This is a genomic window from Phycicoccus avicenniae (assembly GCF_050496545.1).
GTDB classification, from domain to species: domain Bacteria; phylum Actinomycetota; class Actinomycetes; order Actinomycetales; family Dermatophilaceae; genus Phycicoccus; species Phycicoccus avicenniae_A.
Genome location: NZ_JBNVZV010000033.1, coordinates 19,251 through 38,284, shown reverse-complemented (window position 1 = coordinate 38,284; position 19,034 = coordinate 19,251). Strand labels below are relative to the sequence as shown.

Annotated in this window: 17 protein-coding genes and 2 tRNA genes; 8 read left to right on the top strand and 11 right to left on the bottom strand. The window is 74.4% G+C overall.

Features of this window, described 5'->3' with window-relative positions:
• Positions 1-148: 148 nt before the first annotated feature.
• On the bottom strand, positions 149-1,507 hold the full coding sequence (locus ACQZ2A_RS19695) for a serine hydrolase domain-containing protein (protein ID WP_430214405.1): 1,359 nt from the start codon (positions 1,505-1,507) through the stop codon (positions 149-151).
• Positions 1,508-1,557: 50 nt separating this feature from the next.
• Between ACQZ2A_RS19695 and ACQZ2A_RS19690 the strand changes: the two genes are divergently transcribed.
• Positions 1,558-2,004, top strand: a complete 447-nt coding sequence (locus ACQZ2A_RS19690; RefSeq protein WP_430214403.1) for an acyl-CoA thioesterase — start codon at positions 1,558-1,560, stop codon at positions 2,002-2,004.
• Positions 2,001-2,621, top strand: a complete 621-nt coding sequence (locus ACQZ2A_RS19685) for a hypothetical protein (RefSeq protein ID WP_430214402.1) — start codon at positions 2,001-2,003, stop codon at positions 2,619-2,621. The genes ACQZ2A_RS19690 and ACQZ2A_RS19685 overlap by 4 nt, the downstream gene beginning before the upstream one ends.
• Here ACQZ2A_RS19685 and ACQZ2A_RS19680 read toward each other — a convergent pair.
• From ACQZ2A_RS19680 to pepN, 6 genes are read right to left on the bottom strand one after another with little or no spacing between them, the layout of a single operon-like run.
• A complete protein-coding gene (locus ACQZ2A_RS19680; RefSeq protein WP_430214400.1) occupies positions 2,603-3,988 on the bottom strand; it encodes an MFS transporter in 1,386 nt (461 codons plus the stop codon). The two genes, ACQZ2A_RS19685 and ACQZ2A_RS19680, sit on opposite strands and share 19 nt — an antisense overlap.
• Positions 3,989-3,998: 10 nt before the next feature.
• Positions 3,999-4,820, bottom strand: coding sequence for a glycerophosphodiester phosphodiesterase family protein (locus ACQZ2A_RS19675; RefSeq protein WP_430214398.1), 822 nt, complete (start codon positions 4,818-4,820; stop codon positions 3,999-4,001).
• Position 4,821: 1 nt separating this feature from the next.
• Positions 4,822-6,603: a glycoside hydrolase family 13 protein gene (locus ACQZ2A_RS19670; protein WP_430214396.1), complete on the bottom strand. Its 1,782-nt coding sequence runs from the start codon at positions 6,601-6,603 to the stop codon at positions 4,822-4,824.
• Between the two features lie 45 nt (positions 6,604-6,648).
• Complete coding sequence (locus tag ACQZ2A_RS19665; protein WP_430214394.1) at positions 6,649-7,047, bottom strand: globin; 399 nt, start codon at positions 7,045-7,047, stop codon at positions 6,649-6,651.
• Positions 7,044-8,000 (bottom strand): mechanosensitive ion channel family protein, encoded by a 957-nt coding sequence (locus tag ACQZ2A_RS19660; RefSeq protein ID WP_430214393.1) that lies wholly within the window; start codon positions 7,998-8,000, stop codon positions 7,044-7,046. Before ACQZ2A_RS19660 ends, ACQZ2A_RS19665 begins: the two co-directional genes overlap by 4 nt.
• Positions 7,987-10,539 carry an aminopeptidase N gene (pepN, locus tag ACQZ2A_RS19655; protein ID WP_430214391.1) on the bottom strand — a complete coding sequence of 851 codons (2,553 nt, stop codon included), beginning with the start codon at positions 10,537-10,539 and terminating at the stop codon, positions 7,987-7,989. Before pepN ends, ACQZ2A_RS19660 begins: the two co-directional genes overlap by 14 nt.
• 207 nt (positions 10,540-10,746) lie before the next feature.
• Between pepN and ACQZ2A_RS19650 the strand changes: the two genes are divergently transcribed.
• The 4 genes from ACQZ2A_RS19650 to trmB all read left to right on the top strand — a co-directional run bounded on the left by ACQZ2A_RS19650 (position 10,747) and on the right by trmB (position 13,745).
• Complete coding sequence (locus ACQZ2A_RS19650; protein WP_430214409.1) at positions 10,747-11,307, top strand: disulfide bond formation protein DsbA; 561 nt, start codon at positions 10,747-10,749, stop codon at positions 11,305-11,307.
• Positions 11,308-11,310: 3 nt separating this feature from the next.
• Positions 11,311-11,781 (top strand): ribose-5-phosphate isomerase, encoded by a 471-nt coding sequence (locus ACQZ2A_RS19645; protein ID WP_430214389.1) that lies wholly within the window; start codon positions 11,311-11,313, stop codon positions 11,779-11,781.
• 118 nt (positions 11,782-11,899) lie between these two features.
• Positions 11,900-13,006 (top strand): PP2C family protein-serine/threonine phosphatase, encoded by a 1,107-nt coding sequence (locus tag ACQZ2A_RS19640; protein ID WP_430214387.1) that lies wholly within the window; start codon positions 11,900-11,902, stop codon positions 13,004-13,006.
• A 55-nt stretch (positions 13,007-13,061) separates the two neighbouring features.
• Positions 13,062-13,745 carry a tRNA (guanosine(46)-N7)-methyltransferase TrmB gene (gene trmB / locus ACQZ2A_RS19635; RefSeq protein ID WP_430214385.1) on the top strand — a complete coding sequence of 228 codons (684 nt, stop codon included), beginning with the start codon at positions 13,062-13,064 and terminating at the stop codon, positions 13,743-13,745.
• Between the two features lie 212 nt (positions 13,746-13,957).
• Here the strand turns inward: trmB and ACQZ2A_RS19630 are convergent.
• A tRNA-Pro gene (locus ACQZ2A_RS19630) sits at positions 13,958-14,031 on the bottom strand.
• A gap of 99 nt (positions 14,032-14,130) precedes the next feature.
• Between ACQZ2A_RS19630 and ACQZ2A_RS19625 the strand changes: the two genes are divergently transcribed.
• Positions 14,131-14,204, top strand: a tRNA-Gly gene (locus tag ACQZ2A_RS19625).
• Between the two features lie 16 nt (positions 14,205-14,220).
• Here the strand turns inward: ACQZ2A_RS19625 and ACQZ2A_RS19620 are convergent.
• Together ACQZ2A_RS19620 and ACQZ2A_RS19615 are read right to left on the bottom strand one after the other, a co-directional pair.
• Complete coding sequence (locus tag ACQZ2A_RS19620) at positions 14,221-15,195, bottom strand: DUF389 domain-containing protein (protein ID WP_430214383.1); 975 nt, start codon at positions 15,193-15,195, stop codon at positions 14,221-14,223.
• A gap of 69 nt (positions 15,196-15,264) precedes the next feature.
• A complete protein-coding gene (locus tag ACQZ2A_RS19615; protein ID WP_430214382.1) occupies positions 15,265-16,248 on the bottom strand; it encodes a zinc metalloprotease in 984 nt (327 codons plus the stop codon).
• Between the two features lie 247 nt (positions 16,249-16,495).
• Here ACQZ2A_RS19615 and tig point away from each other — a divergent pair, with 247 nt between their 5' ends.
• Complete coding sequence (gene tig / locus ACQZ2A_RS19610) at positions 16,496-17,842, top strand: trigger factor (protein WP_430214380.1); 1,347 nt, start codon at positions 16,496-16,498, stop codon at positions 17,840-17,842.
• A 70-nt stretch (positions 17,843-17,912) separates the two neighbouring features.
• On the opposite strand, the gene ACQZ2A_RS19605 is transcribed toward tig, so the two are convergent.
• Positions 17,913-18,980: a LacI family DNA-binding transcriptional regulator gene (locus tag ACQZ2A_RS19605; RefSeq protein ID WP_430214378.1), complete on the bottom strand. Its 1,068-nt coding sequence runs from the start codon at positions 18,978-18,980 to the stop codon at positions 17,913-17,915.
• Positions 18,981-19,034: the final 54 nt, after the last annotated feature.

Sequence of the window (19,034 nt, the reverse complement as noted above, 5' to 3'; positions counted from 1 at the left end):
CCCCCCCCCCCCGCGCGCCCGGCCCCCCCCCCCCCCCCCCCCCCCCCCCCCCCCCCCCCCCCCGGAGGTTGATGGCGCGGTTCGAGGTATCCGGCGGCCGTGTGACGACGGTGGGATACCTCGAACCGCGTGGTGGCGGACCCGGAGGTCAGCGCCAGCCGAGGTCGTCGACACCACCGGGCACGTCGCCCTCGGGGTCGTAGGGCGTGCGCGTGTACCGGAACGAGGCGAGGTCGAGGTGCGCGACAGAACCATCGGCCCGACGGACGACCCGCAGCGGCTCGCCCGTGTAGTACCCGTCGAGGCCGACCCACGTGTCGACGCCGTCGCCGACCCGCGCGAACCGTGACCCGCGCCCGGTGCCGGGCTCGCCGAGGACCAGGTGCTCGCCGGTGAACCGCGCCGTCGTCACCGACGGCCCCCAGTGCCAGGTGCCCGCCAGCTCGAGCAGCGCGGGGTCGCCGGACGCCACCCACGGCTCGACCGGTGCCGGCTCCTCGCCGAGGGTCGCGAGGAGGTCGTCGCCGAGCGAGCGCATCACGGTCGTCGCCGTCGTGTTCGTCAGCGTGACCACGCCGTCGCCGCCGTCGAGCGCCACCCGCAGTCCCGCGAGGAAGCCGGGCATCGAGCCGCCGTGCCCCGCGAACCGCTTCCCCTCCACGTTCCACACCTGCCACCCGAGGCCGTGCGCGCCGGTCCACGGCTGGCCCGGCTCGTCGACGACGTGGTGCGGCTCGCACATCTCGGCGAGCGTGTCGGCCGACAGCAGCCCCGCCGTGTCCCCGCCGAGGAAGGCCGCCCAGCGCCCGAGGTCGCGCACCGTGCTCCACAGCTGGCCGGCCGGCGCCATCGCCCCCGCGTCGTGCTCGGGCTCGGGCAGGAGGACGTCGGCGAACGGGTGCACGGCCAGCCCCTGCGCGGCGCGACCGGACGGACGCGTCGTCGTGCGGGTCATCCCGAGCGGCTCGAGCAGCTCGGTGCGCACGACGTCGGCCCAGCCCACCCCGTGGTGCACCTCGAGCAGCCGGCCGAGCGCGCCGTACCCGACGTTGGAGTAGTGGAAGCGCCGGCCGGCCCGGAAGCGCTGCCCGGCGGGTGCCGCGGCGAGCTCGGCCCAGTCCCCGCCCGGGGTCCGCTCCCACCACGGGCCGTCGGTCTCGGCCTGGGTCCCACCGGCGTGCGAGAGCAGCTGCTCGATGCTCACCCGGCCCAGGGCCGAGCCCGGCACGTGGTCCTCGAAGCGGTCGGCGAGGTCGAGCCGGCCGGCGTCTCGCAGCCGCAGCACGCAGACCCCGACGAAGGTCTTGGTGATCGAGCCCATCCGGTACTGGGTGTCGTCGTCGGCGACCTCGCCCCCGGCCCGCCCGTCGAGGCTCCCGACCGCCCCGCTCCAGACCAGCCGGCCCCCGCGGACCAGGCCGGCGGTCACCGACGGCAGGCGTCCCTCGCGCTGGGCGGTGGCGAGGCGGTGGTCGAGGCGAGCGGCGGTGCGGGGGTCGAGGGTCACCGGCCCACCCTACGGACCGGTGCCTCGCGTCGGGCTGCGAGGATGGCCCCATGGCCGACCCCTACGTCGTCGAGGTCCCGCTCCGGTGGTCCGACATGGACGCCTACGGGCACGTGAACAACGTCCAGTACCTCCGGCTGCTGGAGGACGCGCGGGTCATCGGCTTCCGTGAGTGGTTCCCCGACCGGCCCACACTGCTCGACGAGGGGATCGTGGTCACGCACCACGCCATCGAGTACCGCGCCCCGCTGACCTACCGCCCCGAGCCCGTCGAGGTCGACATGTGGGTCACCCGCGTCCACGGTGCGGGCTTCGACCTCGGCTACACCGTGCGCGACCCCGCCTCCGTCGGGACCTCCCTGTACGCCCTGGCCGAGACCGGCCTGGCGCTCTACGACTTCGCGACCGCCCGGCCCCGCCGCCTCGAGCCCGGTGCCCGGAAGGCCCTGGCCGCGCACGTCGGCGAGCCGGTCACCTTCCGCCGGGCCGCCCGGTGACGGACACCCTGCACCTGGTCGACGCGGCCGCGCTGGCCGACCTGGGCCGCTACGCCGCCCGGGCCCGCGCGCTCGACGAGCAGGGCGCGATGCGCCTGCACGCGAGCGGACCCGTGCTCGCCGCGTGGGTCGGGGTCCTGCCGGGCAGCGGGATCCTCGCCGAGGGGACGGTCCTCGGGCTGCGCACCTTTGCCCTCGCCGACCCGGCCGAGTGCGACCTCGTCGTCCCGCTCGCCGCCGTCACGGACCGCACGGCCCGGCACGCCGGTACCGGCGAGCTGCCCCTGCCACCCACCCGCGCCCTCGCGACCTGGTCGGCGGTCACCCCGCCGCGCTCGGGGTGGGAGCCCGCGGGCGAGGTGCCCGCCGACGACCTGGCGCTCGTCGCCCGGGCCGGTCTCGCCCAGGTCGGCGCGGCGGTCCGCGAGCGCGGCGCCGCCGCCGGGTTCGTCCGCGACCGCGTCTGGGGCGACGAGGCGGCGCCGGGGGTGCGCGCCGGCGGTGCCTTCGCGGCGTTCTCGCTCGGCTTCCTCGCGCCGGGGAGCACCGTCTCGGTGCTGCGCTCGAACCGCTGGACCCGCCTCACGGCGGCCGGCGGTCACGTCCTGATGCGCTGACCGGCCGGGACGACGACGGCCGCGATGACGGCCAGCCCGAGGAAGATCGCGCCGAACAGCGCGTTGTCCTCGCCCGGGTCGTGCGCGGCGGCGAAGGCCGCGGTGGCCCCCGCGATGCCGAGGACGCTCCCGAGCACGTCGGCCAGCTGCAGCGAGGACGATGCCTCGCCGTGCGCCTCGAGCGGGCTGAGCTCGAGGGCGACGATGGTCGTCGTCGTCACGCCGGCACCCATCGCGAGTCCCGCGAGCAGCAGCGCGAAGACGCTCAGCCAGGCCGGCAGGTTGGCCCAGGCCACGAGGGAGAGCCACAGCAGGCCGACGGTGAGCACGACGCCACCCAGCTCCACGAGCCGGTACCGCGGCAGGTGCATCGCGTCGTGGCCCTGGTACCACGCGCCGACCGCCCAGCCGACCGCGCCGACCGCGAGGGCCAGGCCGGCGACCTGGAGGCTGGCGTTGCGCTGGCCCGCGAGGAAGAGCGGGACGTAGGTGATGCCGCCGTAGAAGGCGGCGCAGAGGAGCGCGCGGGAGAGGACGGCGCTCGGCAGGCCGCGCCCGAGGACGAACGTGGCGCGGGGGAGCAGCACCGGCGCGGCGGCGGCCACCCCCACGAGCCCGACGAGGGCGACGGCGGTCTTGACCGACCACGTGAAGACGAGCTCGTGCGTGCCGTACTGGAGCGCGCCCGCCGCGAGGGCCACCCCGAGGCCGGCCCAGGCCGCGCGGACGTGGGCGCTGTGGTCGCGGCCGGAGACGGCCGCGGTGAGCCGCGTGGTGTCGACCCGCTTCTGCGCGTGCCAGAGGACGACCATCGTGACCGCCACGGGCAGGACGACGCCCCAGAACACCCACCGCCAGGAGAGGTTCTCGGTGAGCCACGCGGACAGCGGGGGACCGGCGAGCGACGGCACGACCCAGGCGGCCGAGATGTACGTGAAGAGCCGCGGCCGCATCGCCTCGGGGTAGATGCGCCCGGCGATGACGTAGAGCATGACGACGAGCAGCCCGCCGCCCAGACCGGTGAGCGCCCGCCCGACGAGGAAGACGTCGAGGCGGGTGGCGCACCCGCAGGTCAGCGCACCGGCCGCGAGCAGGGCCTGACCGACGAACGCGCCGGGCAGCGGGCCGGACCGGTCGCTCCACACGCCGGCCACGACGATGCCGAGCAGCTGCGCGGTGAGCATCACGGAGAAGGCGAAGCCGTAGGAGCGCACGGCCTCGAGCTCGCGCGCGACGGTGGGCATCGCGGTCGAGACCGCCATCGACTCGAAGGCGACGATGGTCACGAGCGCCAGCGCCGCCAGGGTCACCTCGGCGTAGGGCCGGCTCAGGGGCCCCTCGACCGTCTTCGTCTCCTGCGTCCGCATCGGCGCCACCCTAGCCCTCGGCGGCCGGCGGCAGGAGCGGATGGCCCCGGTCCGCGAGGACGTCGCGCAGGACGTCGATGCGGTCGGCGACGATGCCGTCGACCCCGAGGTCGAGGAGGCGGTGGAACTCCGCGGCGTCCTCGGTGGCCCAGCCGTGGAACCACACGTGCACCTGCTTGCCCAGGCCGTGCGCGCGCCGGACGAGCCCCGGGGTCACGAGGGTCACCGTGCGCCCGCCGACGCGGTGCTCGGCGGGGATCTGGAGGACCGGCGCGGGGGTGTGCAGGAGCCGGCTGACTAGGGCGGGGGAGAAGCGCAGGAGCGCGGTCCCCACCTGACCGGCGGCGGTCGCGACCCCGGGCCCGAGGGCGCGACGGGCCGCCCGGACCCGGCGCGGCGAGAACGACCCGAGGCAGACCCGGTCGGTGGCGCCGTGGGCGCGGATGACCGCCAGCGTCGGCTCGAGCGCGTCGTCGGCCTTGACGTCGATGTTGAGCCGCGCCTCCGGGTACGCCTCGAGCAGCTCGGTGAGCAACGGGACCGGTTCGGCCCCACCGACCTTCGCCTCGCGCACCGTCGCCCACGGGAGGTCGCGGATGAGCCCGGCGCCGTCGGTCACCCGGTCCAGCGCGGGGTCGTGGAACGCCACGACCTCCCCGTCGCGGGTGGCGTGCACGTCGGTCTCGAGGTACCGGTAGCCCATCGCCACCGCCCGGCCGAAGGCGGCGACGGTGTTCTCGAGGCCGGTGTTCTCCGCGAGCCCGGCGCCGCCGCGGTGCGCGAGGGCCAGCGGCGTCGGGGCCGAGAGGTAGGCGTAGTCGGCGGCACGCACGTCAGCCGGCGGTGACCCGCAGCCAGGCGGTGGTGTCGGTGGGGAGCGCGCCGTCCTCGAGGGGGCCGGAGGACACGAGGACCTCCCCCTCGGGCAGCGGCACGGCCCTGGCGCCGGTGTTCGTGACGACGAGCAGCGCGTCGCCACCGTCGGCCGGCGTGGACCGGAACGCCACGACGTCGCCGGCCGTCATCGCGTCCCGGGCGAGGCCGCGCGTGCCGAGCCCGAGCTCTCGGCGCAGCCGCAGGAGGGTCCGGTACAGCTCGAGGGTCGAACCCTCGACGCCCTCCTGGCGGTCGACGGCGAGGTCGGCGTAGGCCTCCGGCTGCGGCAGCCACGGGTCGTCGCCGGGGCCGAACCCGAGGCTCGGGGCGTCGTGGACCCACGGGATCGGGACCCGGCAGCCGTCGCGGCCGGTCACCTCGCCCTTGGTGTGGTGGTAGGTCGGGTCCTGGCGCACCTCGTGGGGCATCGTCGTGTGCTCGGGCAGGCCGAGCTCCTCGCCCTGGTAGACGTACGCGCCGCCGGGGAGGGCGAGCATCAGCGCGGTGGCGGCGCGGGCACGGCGCAGGCCGAGCTCGGCGTCGGGCTGCACGTCGTCGGCGGAGATGCCGTTCGGGCGCGGGCCGCTCTGGTCGAGGCCGAGCCGCGAGGCGTGGCGCACGACGTCGTGGTTGGACAGCACCCACGTCGTGGGCGCACCGACGGCGTCGTTGGACCGCAGCGAGGACTCGATGACCGCCGCGAGATCCTTTGCGTACCAAGGGGTCTCGAGGAAGTCGAAGTTGAACGCCTGGTGCATCTCGTCCGGGCGCACGTAGCGCGCGAGGCGCTCCTCGGGCTTGACCCAGGCCTCGGCGCAGAGGATGCGGTCGGGGGAGCCGTAGGAGTCGAGGACGCGCCGCCACGAGCGGTACACGTCGTGCACGCCGTCCTGGTCCCACATCGGCGCGGCGCCGGTGCCGTTGTGGTCGAGGACGGTGCCGTCGCCGGACTCCGGGCCCTCCTCGGTGACGACCTCGTCGTAGAGGCCGACCGCGCCGTGCCAGTCCGGCAGCCCGGGGGCCTTGACCAGCCCGTGCGCGACGTCGACGCGGAAGCCGTCGACCCCGCGGTCGCACCAGAACCGGATGACCGACTCGAGCTCCTCGCGGACCTCGGGGTTCTCCCAGTTCAGGTCCGGCTGGGTGACGTCGAAGATGTGCAGGTACCACTGGCCCGGCGTGCCGTCCGCCTCGGTGACGCGGGTCCAGCCGCGCCCGCCGAACACCGAGGGCCAGTTGTTCGGCGGCTCGTCGCCGTTCGGGCCGCGTCCGTCGCGGAAGACGTAGCGCTCGCGCTCGGGGCTGCCGGGCCCGGCCGCCAGTGCCGCGCGGAACCACTCGTGCTCGCTGCTCGTGTGGTTCGGCACGAGGTCGACGAGCACCTTGAGGCCGAGCTCGTGGGCGCGCGCGAGCATCGCGTCGGCGTCGGCGAGCGAGCCGAAGCGCGGGTCGATGTCGCGGTAGTCGGCGACGTCGTAGCCGGCGTCGTTCATCGGGGAGACGTAGAACGGGCTGAGCCACACCGCGTCGACGCCGAGGTCGCCCAGGTACGGCAGGCGTGCCGTGATGCCCGGCAGGTCGCCGATGCCGTCACCGTCGGCGTCGGCCCACGAGCGCGGGTACACCTGGTAGATGACGGCGTGCCGCCACCAGGGGGCGTCGGGGGAGTCGGCCGCGTGGACGGGCGTCCCGGGGGTGGTCAGGGCGGTCTCGGTGCTCTGGGCGGTCACCCGCCCCATGCTCCCCCATCCCTCGGACCGTCGCGAAACGGACGCGCCTGCTGCTCAGGGGGTGAGCGGGGGGTGGCCGTGCCCGTCGTCGGTGTTGACGAGCATGTGCGCGGCGCGCAGGAAGTAGTCGCGCATCTGCTCGGCCTGCGGCTCGGGGATGCCGGTGCGCTCGACGGCGTCGAGCATGTGGCGCATCCAGCGGTCGCGCATGTCGAGGGTCACCGGGAACGGGGCGTGCCGCATCCGCAGCCGGGGGTGGCCGCGCTCCTGGCTGTACTCGGTCGGCCCGCCGAAGTACTGCGTGAGGAACATCCGCAGCCGGCGCTCGGCCGGCGCGAGGTCCTCCTCCGGGTAGAGGGCGCGCAGCGGCTCGTCGGCCGCGACGCCCTCGTAGAAGAAGTGCACCAGCCGCTCGAACGTCGGTGCGCCGCCGACCTCCTCGTAGAGGCTCACGGCCGCGACCCCGGGGCGAACGGTGGCGGGAGCGGCGGGCCCTGGATGCCGGCCGCGTCGAAGGCGTCCTTGAGGCGCAGCCTCAGCTCGCGCTGCACCCCGAAGTTCTCGCCCGGCAGGCACTTGACGAGCACCCGCACGGTGACGGTCTGGCCGGTGATGGCGTCGACGCCGAGGACGGTCGGCGGCTCGGTGATCTTCGGCTCCCACTCGGGGTCGTTGCCGAACGCCTCCGACGTGCGGCGCACGACGTCGAGGACCTTCTCGATGGGCTCGAGGTAGGAGACCGGCATGTCGATCCACGCCGCCGCGTACCCCTGGGAGAGGTTGCCGATGCGGATGACCTCGCCGTTGCGGACGTACCAGGTGACGCCGTTCGCGTCCCGCAGCCGGGTGACCCGCAGCGTCACCTCCTCGACCGTGCCGATCGCCTCGCCGGTGTCGATGACGTCACCGACCCCGTACTGGTCCTCGAGGATCATGAAGATGCCCGAGAGGAAGTCCTTCACCAGGCTCTGGGCGCCGAAACCGATCGCCACGCCACCGACGCCCGCCGAGGCGAGCAGCGGCCCGAGCGGGAGGCCCAGCAGGGCCATCACCGTGAGCAGCGTGATGACCGCGAGCACGAAGGTCGAGATGCTGCGCAGCAGCGAGCCCATCGTCTCGACCCGCTGCCGGTGCCGCTCGCTCGCGATGCCGGTGGCGTTGGCCAGCGCCCGCCCCGCCGCGCCGCTGCTCGTCAGCCGGGCCGCGGTGCGCGAGGTCATCGTCGCGACGACGCGGCCGATGAGCCGGTGCGTCGCCCAGCGCGCGACGAAGCCGAGCACGAGGACGATGACGATCTTCACGCCGTTGGTCAGCGCCCACTTCTGGAGCTGGTCCCAGTAGGTGCTCACCTCCTCGGCGGTCGGGGTGGCGAGGTCGAGCAGCGGGAGGAGGTCAGTCACGGGCATCGCGCTCCTGGGCGGTCAGCGCGCGGGCCACCGGGTCGCGGTTCTCGGCGACCAGGCGGCGCAGCGCGGCGGGGCGGTCGGGGTTGGCGTCGAGCCAGGCCTGCGTCGCGTCGAGCAGCCCGGCGTCGACGACGGGGTAGGGGTAGAAGCCGAGGACGATGCCCTCGATGAGCGCGTGAGACCCCTTGTCCTCGACGGTGTCGAGCATCGTGAAGTACCGCTCGACGAAGGGGCGCAGCAGCTCGGGGGAGGTTCCGCCGCGGGCGAAGCCGAGGCCCAGGGCCTCGACGATGGCGTTCGGGCGACCGCTCTCCTCGATGGCCTCGCGCCAGGCGCGCTCCTTGGCCTCGACGGTCGGGACGGCCGCGACCGCCTTCGCGGCGCGCTCGCGCCCGGTGGCGGTGTCCTCGCGGGCGCGCTCGGCGTCGATCTCGTCCTCGGTGGCGGCTCCGGCCGCGGCCAGCGCCGTGAGCACCGTCCAGCGCATCTCGAAGTCGACGTCGAGGCCGTCGAGCGGCGCGGTGCCGTCGAGCAGGCCGCGCAGCGTCGTCGGGTCGTCGCCGGCGGTCGTGAGGCCGGCCGCGGCGCTGACCAGCTGGAGCTGGGCGTCGCTGCCCGCCTCGGCCCCGCGGGCGATCTCCCACAGCCGGGCGAGGGTGGCGGTGCGCACCGTCTCCCGGTGTGCCGGAGCGGTGTACGACAGCACGGCCGTCCGCAGCTGGAGGATCAGGGTGCGCAGGAGCGTCGAGTCGGACTCACCCGGCAGGCTGGCCAGCACGAGCTCGACGAAGGAGCGGGCGCCCATCTCGGCGTCACGCGTCATGTCCCAGGCCGAGGCGAGGACGAGCGCGCGGGGCAGCGAGGAGGTGAAGCCGCGCGGGTGCGCCAGCGCCGTGGCGAGCGAGCGCTCGTCGAGCCGGATCTTGGCGTAGGCGAGGTCGTCGTCGTTGACCAGGAGCAGGTCGGGCTGCGTGCGGCCGACGAGCGCGGGCACCTCGGTGCGCTCGCCGTCGACGTCGACCTCGAGGAGGTCGGTGCGCACGAGCGAGCCGTCGCGCACCTCGTAGAGGCCGACCCCGAGCCGGTGCGGCCGCAGCGTCGCGTACCCCTCGGCGTGCGTCTGCTCGATGACGGCCGAGGTGATGCGGCCGCGGTCGTCGACCTCGACGAGCGGGCGCAGCGTGTTGACGCCGGCGGTCTCGAGCCAGGCGCGCGACCACGAGCGCAGGTCTCGTCCGGAGGTGGCCTCGAGCTCGACGAGCAGGTCCTCCAGCGTGGTGTTGCCCCACGCGTGCTTGCGGAAGTAGGTGCGCAGGCCCTCGCGGAAGGCGTCGCGGCCGACGTAGGCGACGAGCTGCTTGAGGACCGAGGCGCCCTTGGCGTAGGTGATGCCGTCGAAGTTGACCTCGACGTCGCGCAGGTCGCGGATCTCGGCGACGATCGGGTGGGTCGTGGACAGCTGGTCCTGGCGGTAGGCCCAGTCCTTCTCGTAGGTGCCGAACGTCGTCCACGCGTCGGTCCAGTCGGTTGCCTCGGCCTGGCACGTCGTGGACGCCCACTCGGCGAAGGACTCGTTGAGCCACAGGTCGTTCCACCACCGCATCGTCACGAGGTCGCCGAACCACATGTGGGCGAGCTCGTGGAGGACGGTGAGGGCACGCCGCTCGACGAGGGCCTCGGTGACCCGCGAGCGGAACACGTAGATCTCGGCGATGGTGACCGCGCCGGCGTTCTCCATCGCGCCGGCGTTGTACTCGGGGGTGAAGAGCTGGTCGTACTTGGCGAACGGGTACGCGCAGTCGAACTCCTCCTCGAAGAACGCGAAGCCCTGCTTGGTCAGCGCGAAGAGGTTGTCGGCGTCGAGGTACGGGGTGAGCGACCTCCGGCAGAAGATGCCGAGCGGCACCTCGCCGCCGCGGGTGGACACCGAGTCGCGGACGACGTCGTAGGGGCCGGCGACCATCGCGGTGATGTAGCTGGAGATGCGCGGCGTGCGCTCGAAGGCCCACGTGGCGGTGCCCTCGCCGGCCGGGGTGGGCTCGGGGGTGGGGGAGTTGGAGACGACCTGCCAGTGCGCCGGCGCCGTGACCGTGAAGGCGAAGGCGGCCTTGAGGTCGGGCTGCTCGAAGACGGGGTACATCCGGCGGCTGTCCGGTACCTCGAACTGCGTGTACAGGTACACCTCGTCGTCGACCGGGTCGACGAAGCGGTGCAGGCCCTCGCCGGTGTTGGTGTACCGACCGGTGGCCCGGACGACGACCTCGTTCTGCGCCGCCAGGCCGGTGAGCCGGATGCGGCTGTCCGCGTAGTGCGCCTCGGCGTCGAGGTCGGTGCCGTTCACCGTGACCTGCTGGACCGTCCCGCCGACGAAGTCGAGGAAGGTCTCGGCGCCCTCGGTGGTGCACGAGAAGCGGATCGTGCTCGTCGTCGCGAACGTCTCCGGACCCTGCGTCACGTCGAGGACGACGTCGTGGGTGTCGACGGTGACGAGGGCGGCACGCGCGGCGGCCTCGTCGCGCGTGAGGTTCGTGCCGGGCACTGGGTTCTCCTAGCGATGTTCAGGTCGCGCGCGGCTCGCGCGCGAGGACCAATCCTGTCACGGTGGGGGGCGGGCCCGGGACGGCCGGGGGGTGGGGCCACGGGGTCGGTGCGCGGTGGCAGGATGAGGAGCGTGACCGCCACCCCGAGCGCCCCCGAGCGCGCCTCCGCCGAGTTCTGGTTCGACCCCCTGTGCCCCTGGGCCTGGATGACCTCCCGCTGGATGGGCCATGTCCAGCAGGTCCGCGACGTCGACGTCACCTGGTCGGTGATGAGCCTGTCGGTGCTCAACGAGGGCCGGGAGGACCTCCCCGAGCAGTACCGCGAGCTGATGGACAAGGGCTGGGGCCCGGTCCGCGTCGTCGTCGCCGCCCGCGCCGCCCACGGCGACGAGATCGTCAAGCCGCTCTACGACGCGCTCGGCGAGCACATCCACCACCGCGAGGAGGACTACGACACCGCCATCGCCGGGGCCCTCGAGGACCTCGGGCTGCCGGCCGAGCTCGCGCAGGCGGCCACGTCCGACGCGCACGACGCCGAGCTGCGGGCCTCCCACCAGCGGGCCATCGACCTCGTCGGCGACGACGTCGGCACGCCGGTGGTGGCCGTCGACGGTGTCGCGTTCTTCGGCCCGGTCGTCACCCCGGCCCCCAAGGGCGAGGCCGCCGGCCTGCTCTGGGACGGCTGCCTCCTGCTCGCCCGCACCCCCGGTTTCTACGAGCTGAAGCGCTCGCGCACCGAGGGCCCGATCTTCGACACCGAGGGCTGAGCGATGGCACGCATCCACCTCGGTGCCGACCACGCCGCCTTCGAGATGCTCGGCGACCTCGCCGCGTTCCTCGAGGCCGAGGGGCACGAGGTCACCAACCACGGCCCGCACGCGTACGACGCGCAGGACGACTACCCGGTCTTCGTGCTGCGCGCGGCCGAGGCCGTGGCGGCCGACCCCGACGCGCTCGGCGTCGTCCTCGGCGGGTCGGGCAACGGTGAACAGATGGCCGCCAACAAGGTGCGCGGTGTCCGCGCGGCCCTCTGCTGGACCGAGGAGCTGGCCCGCCTCGCCCGCGAGCACAACGACGCCCGCGTGCTCTCGGTCGGCGGCCGCGTCACCGAGCCCGAGGTCGCCCGCGCGATGGTGCGCACCTTCGTCGCCACGCCGTTCTCCGGCGAGGAGCGCCACGTCCGCCGGCTGCGGATGATCGAGGCCTACGAGGCCGACGGCATCCTGCCGCCGGTCGACTGAGCCCCGGCCGCCCGCAGCCCTCGACACCGTCGCGGCCGGGCCCTCCGGTTCTCTGGCGGCTCCGGAACCGTTGCCACTACTGTGGCGGCTGCCCGGACGACGTCGCAGGGGGTTGAGCATGGCTGGAGGCGCCGGGTGGTCCGGCTCGGACCGCACGGAGCCCGACGGCTCCCGCCGCCGCGTCTTCACCAACCGCTTCGCCGGGGTCGACCAGGGCCGCTGGCTCGTGGTCGTCCTCGTCGTCGCCGTGGTGCTGCTCGGGGTCGGTGCGGTCGTGCGGCCCGACCTCGTCCCCATCTCGCTGCTCTTCCCGCTGCTCGTCGTGGCCGGGCTCGTCCTCGAACCGCGCCGGCTGGCCGTCGTCCTCTCCGCGGCAGCGGTCGTCGTCATCGCGTGGGGGCCGGGCTCGCTGCTCTCCCCGCAGCGGGTCGCCGGGGTCGTGGTCGCCGTCGTGCTCGTGATGTGGCAGACCGTGCTCATCGCCCGCTCGCGCGCCCAGATCGGCACGCGCGGGCTCGGCGGGGACCGGATGTTCGCCGAGCTGCGGGACCGGATCGTCCAGGGCGGCCAGGTGCCGGCGATGCCGGCCGGCTGGTCGGCGACGTCCTGCATCCTCTCCGCCCACGGCGACCGCTTCTCCGGCGACTTCGTCATCGCCCACCTCGCCGGCGACCGGCTCGAGGTGGCGCTCGTCGACGTCAGCGGCAAGGGCACCGGCGCCGGCACCCGCTCGCTGCTGCTCTCCGGCGCGCTCGGCGGGCTGCTCGGGGCGGTGCCGCCGGCCGACTTCCTGCGCGCGGCGAACGACTACCTCGTGCGGCAGGGCTGGGCCGAGGGGTTCGCCACCGCGGTCCACCTCGACGTCGACCTGCGCACCGGCCAGTACACCGTCGGCAACGCCGGGCACCCCGCGCCCGCGGTCTTCACCTCGGGCCGGGCCCGCTGGACGCTGCTCGAGGGCGGGCGGGGGCCGCTGCTCGGCGTCGTGCCGGACGTCGACTTCCCGCGCCAGGGCGGCCGGCTCGAGCGCGGCGACGCCCTCCTCGTCTACTCCGACGGCGTCATCGAGGCCCGCGACCGCGACCTCGGCGACGGCATCGACCGGATGCTCGGGGTGGCCTCGCTGTCGGTGCTCCAGGGCGGTGACGTCGCCCGCGATGTGTGCGCGTCGGCCCGTTCGGGGGAGGATGACGACCGGGCCGCGCTCGCCGTGCGTCGTCGCTGACGCCCGCGCCGGCACGGACCCGTCGCACCGACCCCGACCCGAGAGGCACGCTCCCGTGGCACCCCGCCCGGTCCTCGACCACGCACCCCGCCGGGGCGTGCGCACCTTCACGCCCCGCTGGCGCAACAGCCCGCTCACGGACGAGCGGATGGCCACCCTGCTGCCCTCGCGGGCCCTGCCCGACGGGCCCCTGGTGCCCGAGGTGGCCTTCGGTCGCACGGGACCCGTGGTGCTCGAGATCGGGTCCGGGCACGGTGCCGCCGCCATCGCCTACGCCACGGCCCACCCCGAGGCCGACGTCGTCGCCGTCGACGTCCACGTGCCCGGCATCGCCCGGATGCTCGCCGCCGCCGACGAGGCGGAGGTCGGCAACCTCTGGGTGCACCCCGGCGACGCGCTGCCGCTGCTCACCGACCGGGTCGCGCCCGGGACCCTGGCCGCGGTGCACCTGTTCTTCCCGGACCCGTGGCACAAGCAGAAGCACGCGAAGCGCCGGTTCGTGCAGCAGCACACGCTGACGCTGCTCGCCTCCCGGCTGCGGCCCGGGGGCGTCCTGCTGGTCGCCACCGACATCGACGCCTACGCCGGGCACTGCCGCACGCAGCTGGCTGCGCACGGCGGGTTCGACGTCGTGGAGGGCGAGCGGCCGGACTGGCGCCCGGACGACGGGTTCGAGGCCAAGGGCCTGCGGCACGGCCGGACCGTCTCCGAGTTCCGCTGCACGCTCCGCCCCGCCTGAGGCGTCCGCGTCACCTCGTCGAGCCGGTCTCCCGCGCCGGAGCCTCCTGCAGGAGGCTCGACCGCCGGAAACCGGCTCGCGTGGTCGGGTCGGGGTAGCCGGACTCCGCGGGGTGGTGCGCTTCGTCCCTCAGCCCGCCACGCCCGCTCCCGTCATCCGCTACCCCGGCACGTCACAGGCCGATGCGCTCCGCGCACCGGCCTGTCGTCGTGTCGGGGTAGCCGGATTCGAACCGGCGGCCTTCCGCTCCCAAAGCGGACGCGCTACCAAGCTGCGCCATACCCCGTGGCACGCCGGACCCGATCCGGTGGACCGGGGTGATTTCGGATCCCGCGAGCGCGGGCCCTAGGCTAGCGGTGCCCTCGCGGTGCAGCCGACGAGGTGCGCGGGCGTAGCTCAATGGTAGAGCCCCAGTCTTCCAAACTGGCTACGCGGGTTCGATTCCCGTCGCCCGCTCCACCACCGGCCGGAGGACTCAGTCCTCCGGCCGACCCATCACCGGGCGGTGCCGCACGAGGGTGCGGCGCCGGGCGGGCACCCTCGACCACACGACCTGCTGGAGCTGCAGGGTCAGCCAGCCGGCGACCGCCATCCCCGTGAGGTTGAGCCCGAGCTGGGCCAGCGACCCGGTCACCTCGTGCCACGCACCGAACGCCGCGCCGAGCGAGACGTTGGCCGCGGCCGGGACCGTGGTGACCGAGATGAACACCCCCGACAGCCCACCGGTGCGCGCCGACGTCAGCGAGAGCACGCCCGCAGCCGCCGCGATGACGGCGACGACGAAGCTCCACCGGTCCGGGGTGTAGATGAACGCCGTCGCGGGCCGGTCGCCGACGATGTCGGCGTAGGTGATCCATCCGAGCCAGCGCCCGAGGAGGCCGGCGAGCACGGTCGCCGCCATCCCCGCGAGGAAGCCGAGCACGAGGGTGCGCACCGCGAGCCCGAGGAGCCCGCCCTTGCGCAGGACGAGCGCCAGCCCGATCGCCGCCACCGGCCCGAACTCCGGCCCGAGGACCATCGCGCCGATGACGAGGATGGGGGAGTCCAGCACGATCGCGACCCCGGCGATGAGCGTCGCGAGCACCATGAACGACAGGTACGTCCAGTTCAGCTCGGAGTCCTCGTAGGCCCGGTTGCCGACCTCGGTCCACACGACGGCGTCCGCGCTGGCCCCGGGGGCGCGCCGCTCGGCGTCCAGGCCGCTGCGGGAGACCCAGGTCGTCACGGGGTCGACCCGGATGGTGCCCTCCTCGTGCACGCCGAGCGCGCGCAGCGCATCGAGCACGGGGTTGGCGCCCTCGCGTGCGATGTCGGCGGTGACGACGTCGCCGGGCGGCTTGAGCGAGGCGCCGCGGTGCACGGCGAGGCCGGTGACGTAGTCGTCCGACTCGAGGACGGCCACGACCTCGTCGCTCAGGTGGGTGGGGACGGTGACGCGCAGGGACAGCACGGAGGCAGTGTGCCCGAGCGCCGGCCCGCAGGGTGCGGACCGGCGCTCGGGTCGTGGGGCGTGCCGGGGTCAGGTCTGCTTGCCGCCCGCCCCGCCGGCGCGGAAGGCGACCCACGCGTCGCTCATCCGCGCGGCCTGACCGGGCGTGAACATGTTCATGCAGGAGTCCTGCGTGTAGTCCATGAAGTTGTGGATGGGGTCGAGCCCCGGCGCTGCGCAGGTGTCGGCACCGACCGGGCAGTCGAACTGCGGCTGCGCCTCCTTCGGGGTGTCGGTGACGTAGTCGCCGGAGGCGCTGCAGCCGTGCGCGAAGGTGTGCTCGAGCATCAGCCAGTGGCCGACCTCGTGGGTCAGGGTGTCGCCGAGCGCGTACTTGCCGGCCGTGCCGCCGGGCATCGACTCGTCGAGCATGACGACGCCGTCGATGTAGTCGCGACCGTTGTTGTAGCCCTTCGGGAAGTACGCCCAGCCGAGCAGACCGCCGCCGATGTTCGCCGCGTACACGTTGAGGGTGCGCGAGTCGCCCTGGTAGAGAGCCTTCTTCATGTCCCGCTCGTTCTTCCCCGGCTCGACCGTGTACCAGGCGGGGTTGGTGGTCCAGGTGGTGGAGGCGAGCTGGAAGCGGAACGGGGTGTTGGCCGCGTCCGCTGCCGTGGCGCCGGAGTAGGAGTCGTTGAGGACCTTCATCTGCGCCGCGATGAGGGTGTTCCAGCGCGTCTTCTCCGCCGCCGTGAAGCCGTCGTCGGAGACCATGTGGAAGACGGTGCGGATGGTCACCGTGCCGTTGCCGAGGGTCGGCGCGTCGGGCAGCACGCCGTACGCGTTCGCCTGGTTGTCGGGGTAGAGCTTCGGCTCGGCGGCGGCTGCCCCGTCGGCGACGCGGGCCGCGGACCCACCGGCGGCGGCCGGGTCGCACGCGGCCACCGCGGGGGAGGGGGCCGGTGCCGCGGACGTGGTGGCGACCGGTCCTCCGGTGAGCGAGGCGGCGGCCAGGGCCGCGGCGAGGGTGCCGGCCGCGCGCAGGCGCCGGGTCGTGCGGGTCACGGGTGTCATGGGGTCCTCCAGGACGGCAGCGCCCCCTCCGTCGGTGGCGCGGGTGCGCAGGAACGTACTCCGACGGCCGGGCGTGCGGAAGGTCCGTAACGGACGGGTTGGATTCGGAGCGCCCGCGCCGGGCCGCTAGCATGGGTCTTTGGCGTCGTCCCGGGCGCCGCGCCTCCGTGCGCGCCCCCGGAGCGACCGGCCCACCGGCCCGACGACGCGAGTCCGTGAACCCGACACCCCAGGTGGAGTGCCCGAAGTGAAGAGTGCCGTCGAGACCCTCAGCCCGACCCGGGTCAAGCTGACCGTCGAGGTCCCGTTCGACGAGCTGAAGCCCATGCTCGACGACGCGTACCGGACGATCGGCGCGCAGATCCAGGTCCCCGGCTTCCGGAAGGGCAAGGTGCCCGCGCGCATCATCGACCAGCGCGTCGGCCGCGGCGCCGTCGTCCAGGAGGCCGTCAACGAGGCGCTGCCGCGCTTCTTCGCCGAGGCCGCCGAGGCCGAGGACGTGCGCGCCATCGGCCAGCCCGAGGTCGACGTCACCGCCGTCCCGCTCGAGGACGGCCAGGACCTCGAGTTCACGGTCGAGACCGACGTGCGCCCGACCATCGAGCTCCCCGACCTCACCGGCATCGCCGTCTCCGTCGACGACGTCGCGGTCTCCGACGACGACGTCGAGGAGCGGCTGACCTCGCTGCGCGAGCGCTTCGGCACCCTCGTCGGCGTCGACCGCGCCGTCGAGGACGGCGACCACGTCTCCATCGACCTCTCCGCGAGCATCGACGGCGAGGAGATCGACTCCGTCACCAACGTCTCCTACGAGGTCGGCAGCAAGAACATGCTCGAGGGCATGGACGAGGCGCTCCTCGGCATGACCGCGGGCGAGACCAAGCAGTTCACCGCGCCGCTCGCCGGTGGCGACAACGAGGGCCAGGACGCCGACTGCACCGTCACCGTCCAGTCCGTCAAGGTCCGCGAGCTCCCCGAGCTCGACGACGAGTTCGCCCAGCTCGCCTCGCAGTTCGACACGATGGACGAGCTGCGCGCCGACGTCGTCACCCAGGCCGAGCAGGCCAAGAAGTACGAGCAGGGCATCCAGGCCCGCGACAAGGTCCTCGAGCACCTCCTCGAGACCGTCGACGTGCCGGTGCCCGACGGCATCGTCGAGGCCGAGGTGCACTCGCACCTCGAGGGCGAGAACCGCCTCGAGGACGACGAGCACCGCGCCGAGGTCGAGGAGTCGACCCGCAAGGCCCTCAAGGCCCAGTTCCTCCTCGACGCCATCGCCGAGCAGCGCGAGGTCAAGGTCGAGCAGCCCGAGCTCATCGAGTACCTCGTGATGAGCGCGCAGCAGTACGGCATGGACCCCAACCAGTTCGCGCAGGCCATCGACCAGCAGGGCCAGATCCCCGCGATGGTCCAGGAGGTCGCCCGCCGCAAGGCGCTCGCCGCCGTCCTGGACGACGCGACGGTCACCGACGCCAGCGGCAACGCCGTCGACCTCGACGAGCTCGTCCCGGACGCCGAGGAGACGCCCGAGGCCGACGCGAGCGACGAGGTCGTCACCGACGAGGCCGGGGCCGAGGAGCCCGCGAAGGCCTGACGCCTCCCGCGACACCCGACGACGCCGCGCTCCCGCACCGGGGCGCGGCGTCGTCGCGTGTGTGCGTGGGTCAGCCGGCGGGCGGGGGAGCGGTGGTGCTGCCGACGCGCAGCGTGACGGGGAACGGCTCGTCGCCGACCGCCTCGCCGTCGAGCCGGCGCCGCAGCAGCCGCCCCAGCGCGCGCCCCTTCTCGACGCCGGGCTGGAGCACGGTGGTCAGCGTGTGGTCGAGCCACGGCAGGTCGACGCCGTCGAAGCCGGTGACCGACACGTCCTCCGGGACCCGCAGCCCGAGGGACTCCGCCGCCCGCACGACCCCGGCGGCGAGGACGTCGGCCTGGCACACGACCGCGGTCGGGCGCCGGTCGGCGGGGACGTCGAGGAGCAGCCGGCCGGCCTCCTCGCCGGCGCCGACGGTGAGGTCGCCGGCCTGGACGAGCGGTGACCCCGGCGCGAGCCGCAGGAACCCTCGCCCGCGCCCGCCGGCGTCGGGGTAGTCAAAGGCCTCGACCTCGGCCGCCGTCACCACCTCGGTGCGGGCGCCGGGGGCGAGCATCATCGTGACGTGGGCCAGGCGGGTGTGCCCGAGGTCGAGCACGTGGCGGGTGGTCAGGGCCATCGCTGACTCCTCGTCGGTCGCGACGTGCACGACGCGCGGGTCGCGCGGGCTGCCGCTGCCGACCATCGGCACACCCCGCCCCGCGAGGTGCTCGACGACCGGGTTGGCGTCGGCACCGCAGAGGGGGAAGACGGCGGCGTCGACGGCCTGGGTGGCGAGCTGGTCGACCGCGCCCTCGGGGTCGTCCAGGGGCTGGGCGACGAGGAGCATCGTGCGTCCCTCGGCGTCGAGCTCCTCGGCGAGGCCGTCGAGGACCGCGAGGGCGAAGGGGTCACGGAACGCGTACCGCAGCGGACCCTCGACGAGCACCGCCACCGTCCCGACGCGCCCGCGGCGCAACGACGAGGCGAGCGGGTCGGGCCCGGAGAAGCCGAGCTCCGCGGCTGCCGCCCGGACCCGCTCGGCGGTGGCGACGGCGACCGGACCCTTGCCGCTGAAGACGAGCGAGGCGGTCGAGGTCGAGACGCCGGCGCGGCCCGCGACGTCGCGCAGGGTGGGGCGGCGGACCGGGGCGGTCACCGGCGCGTGGCGGTTTGACGGGGGAGGGGCACGGGGGACACAATATCGAATCGA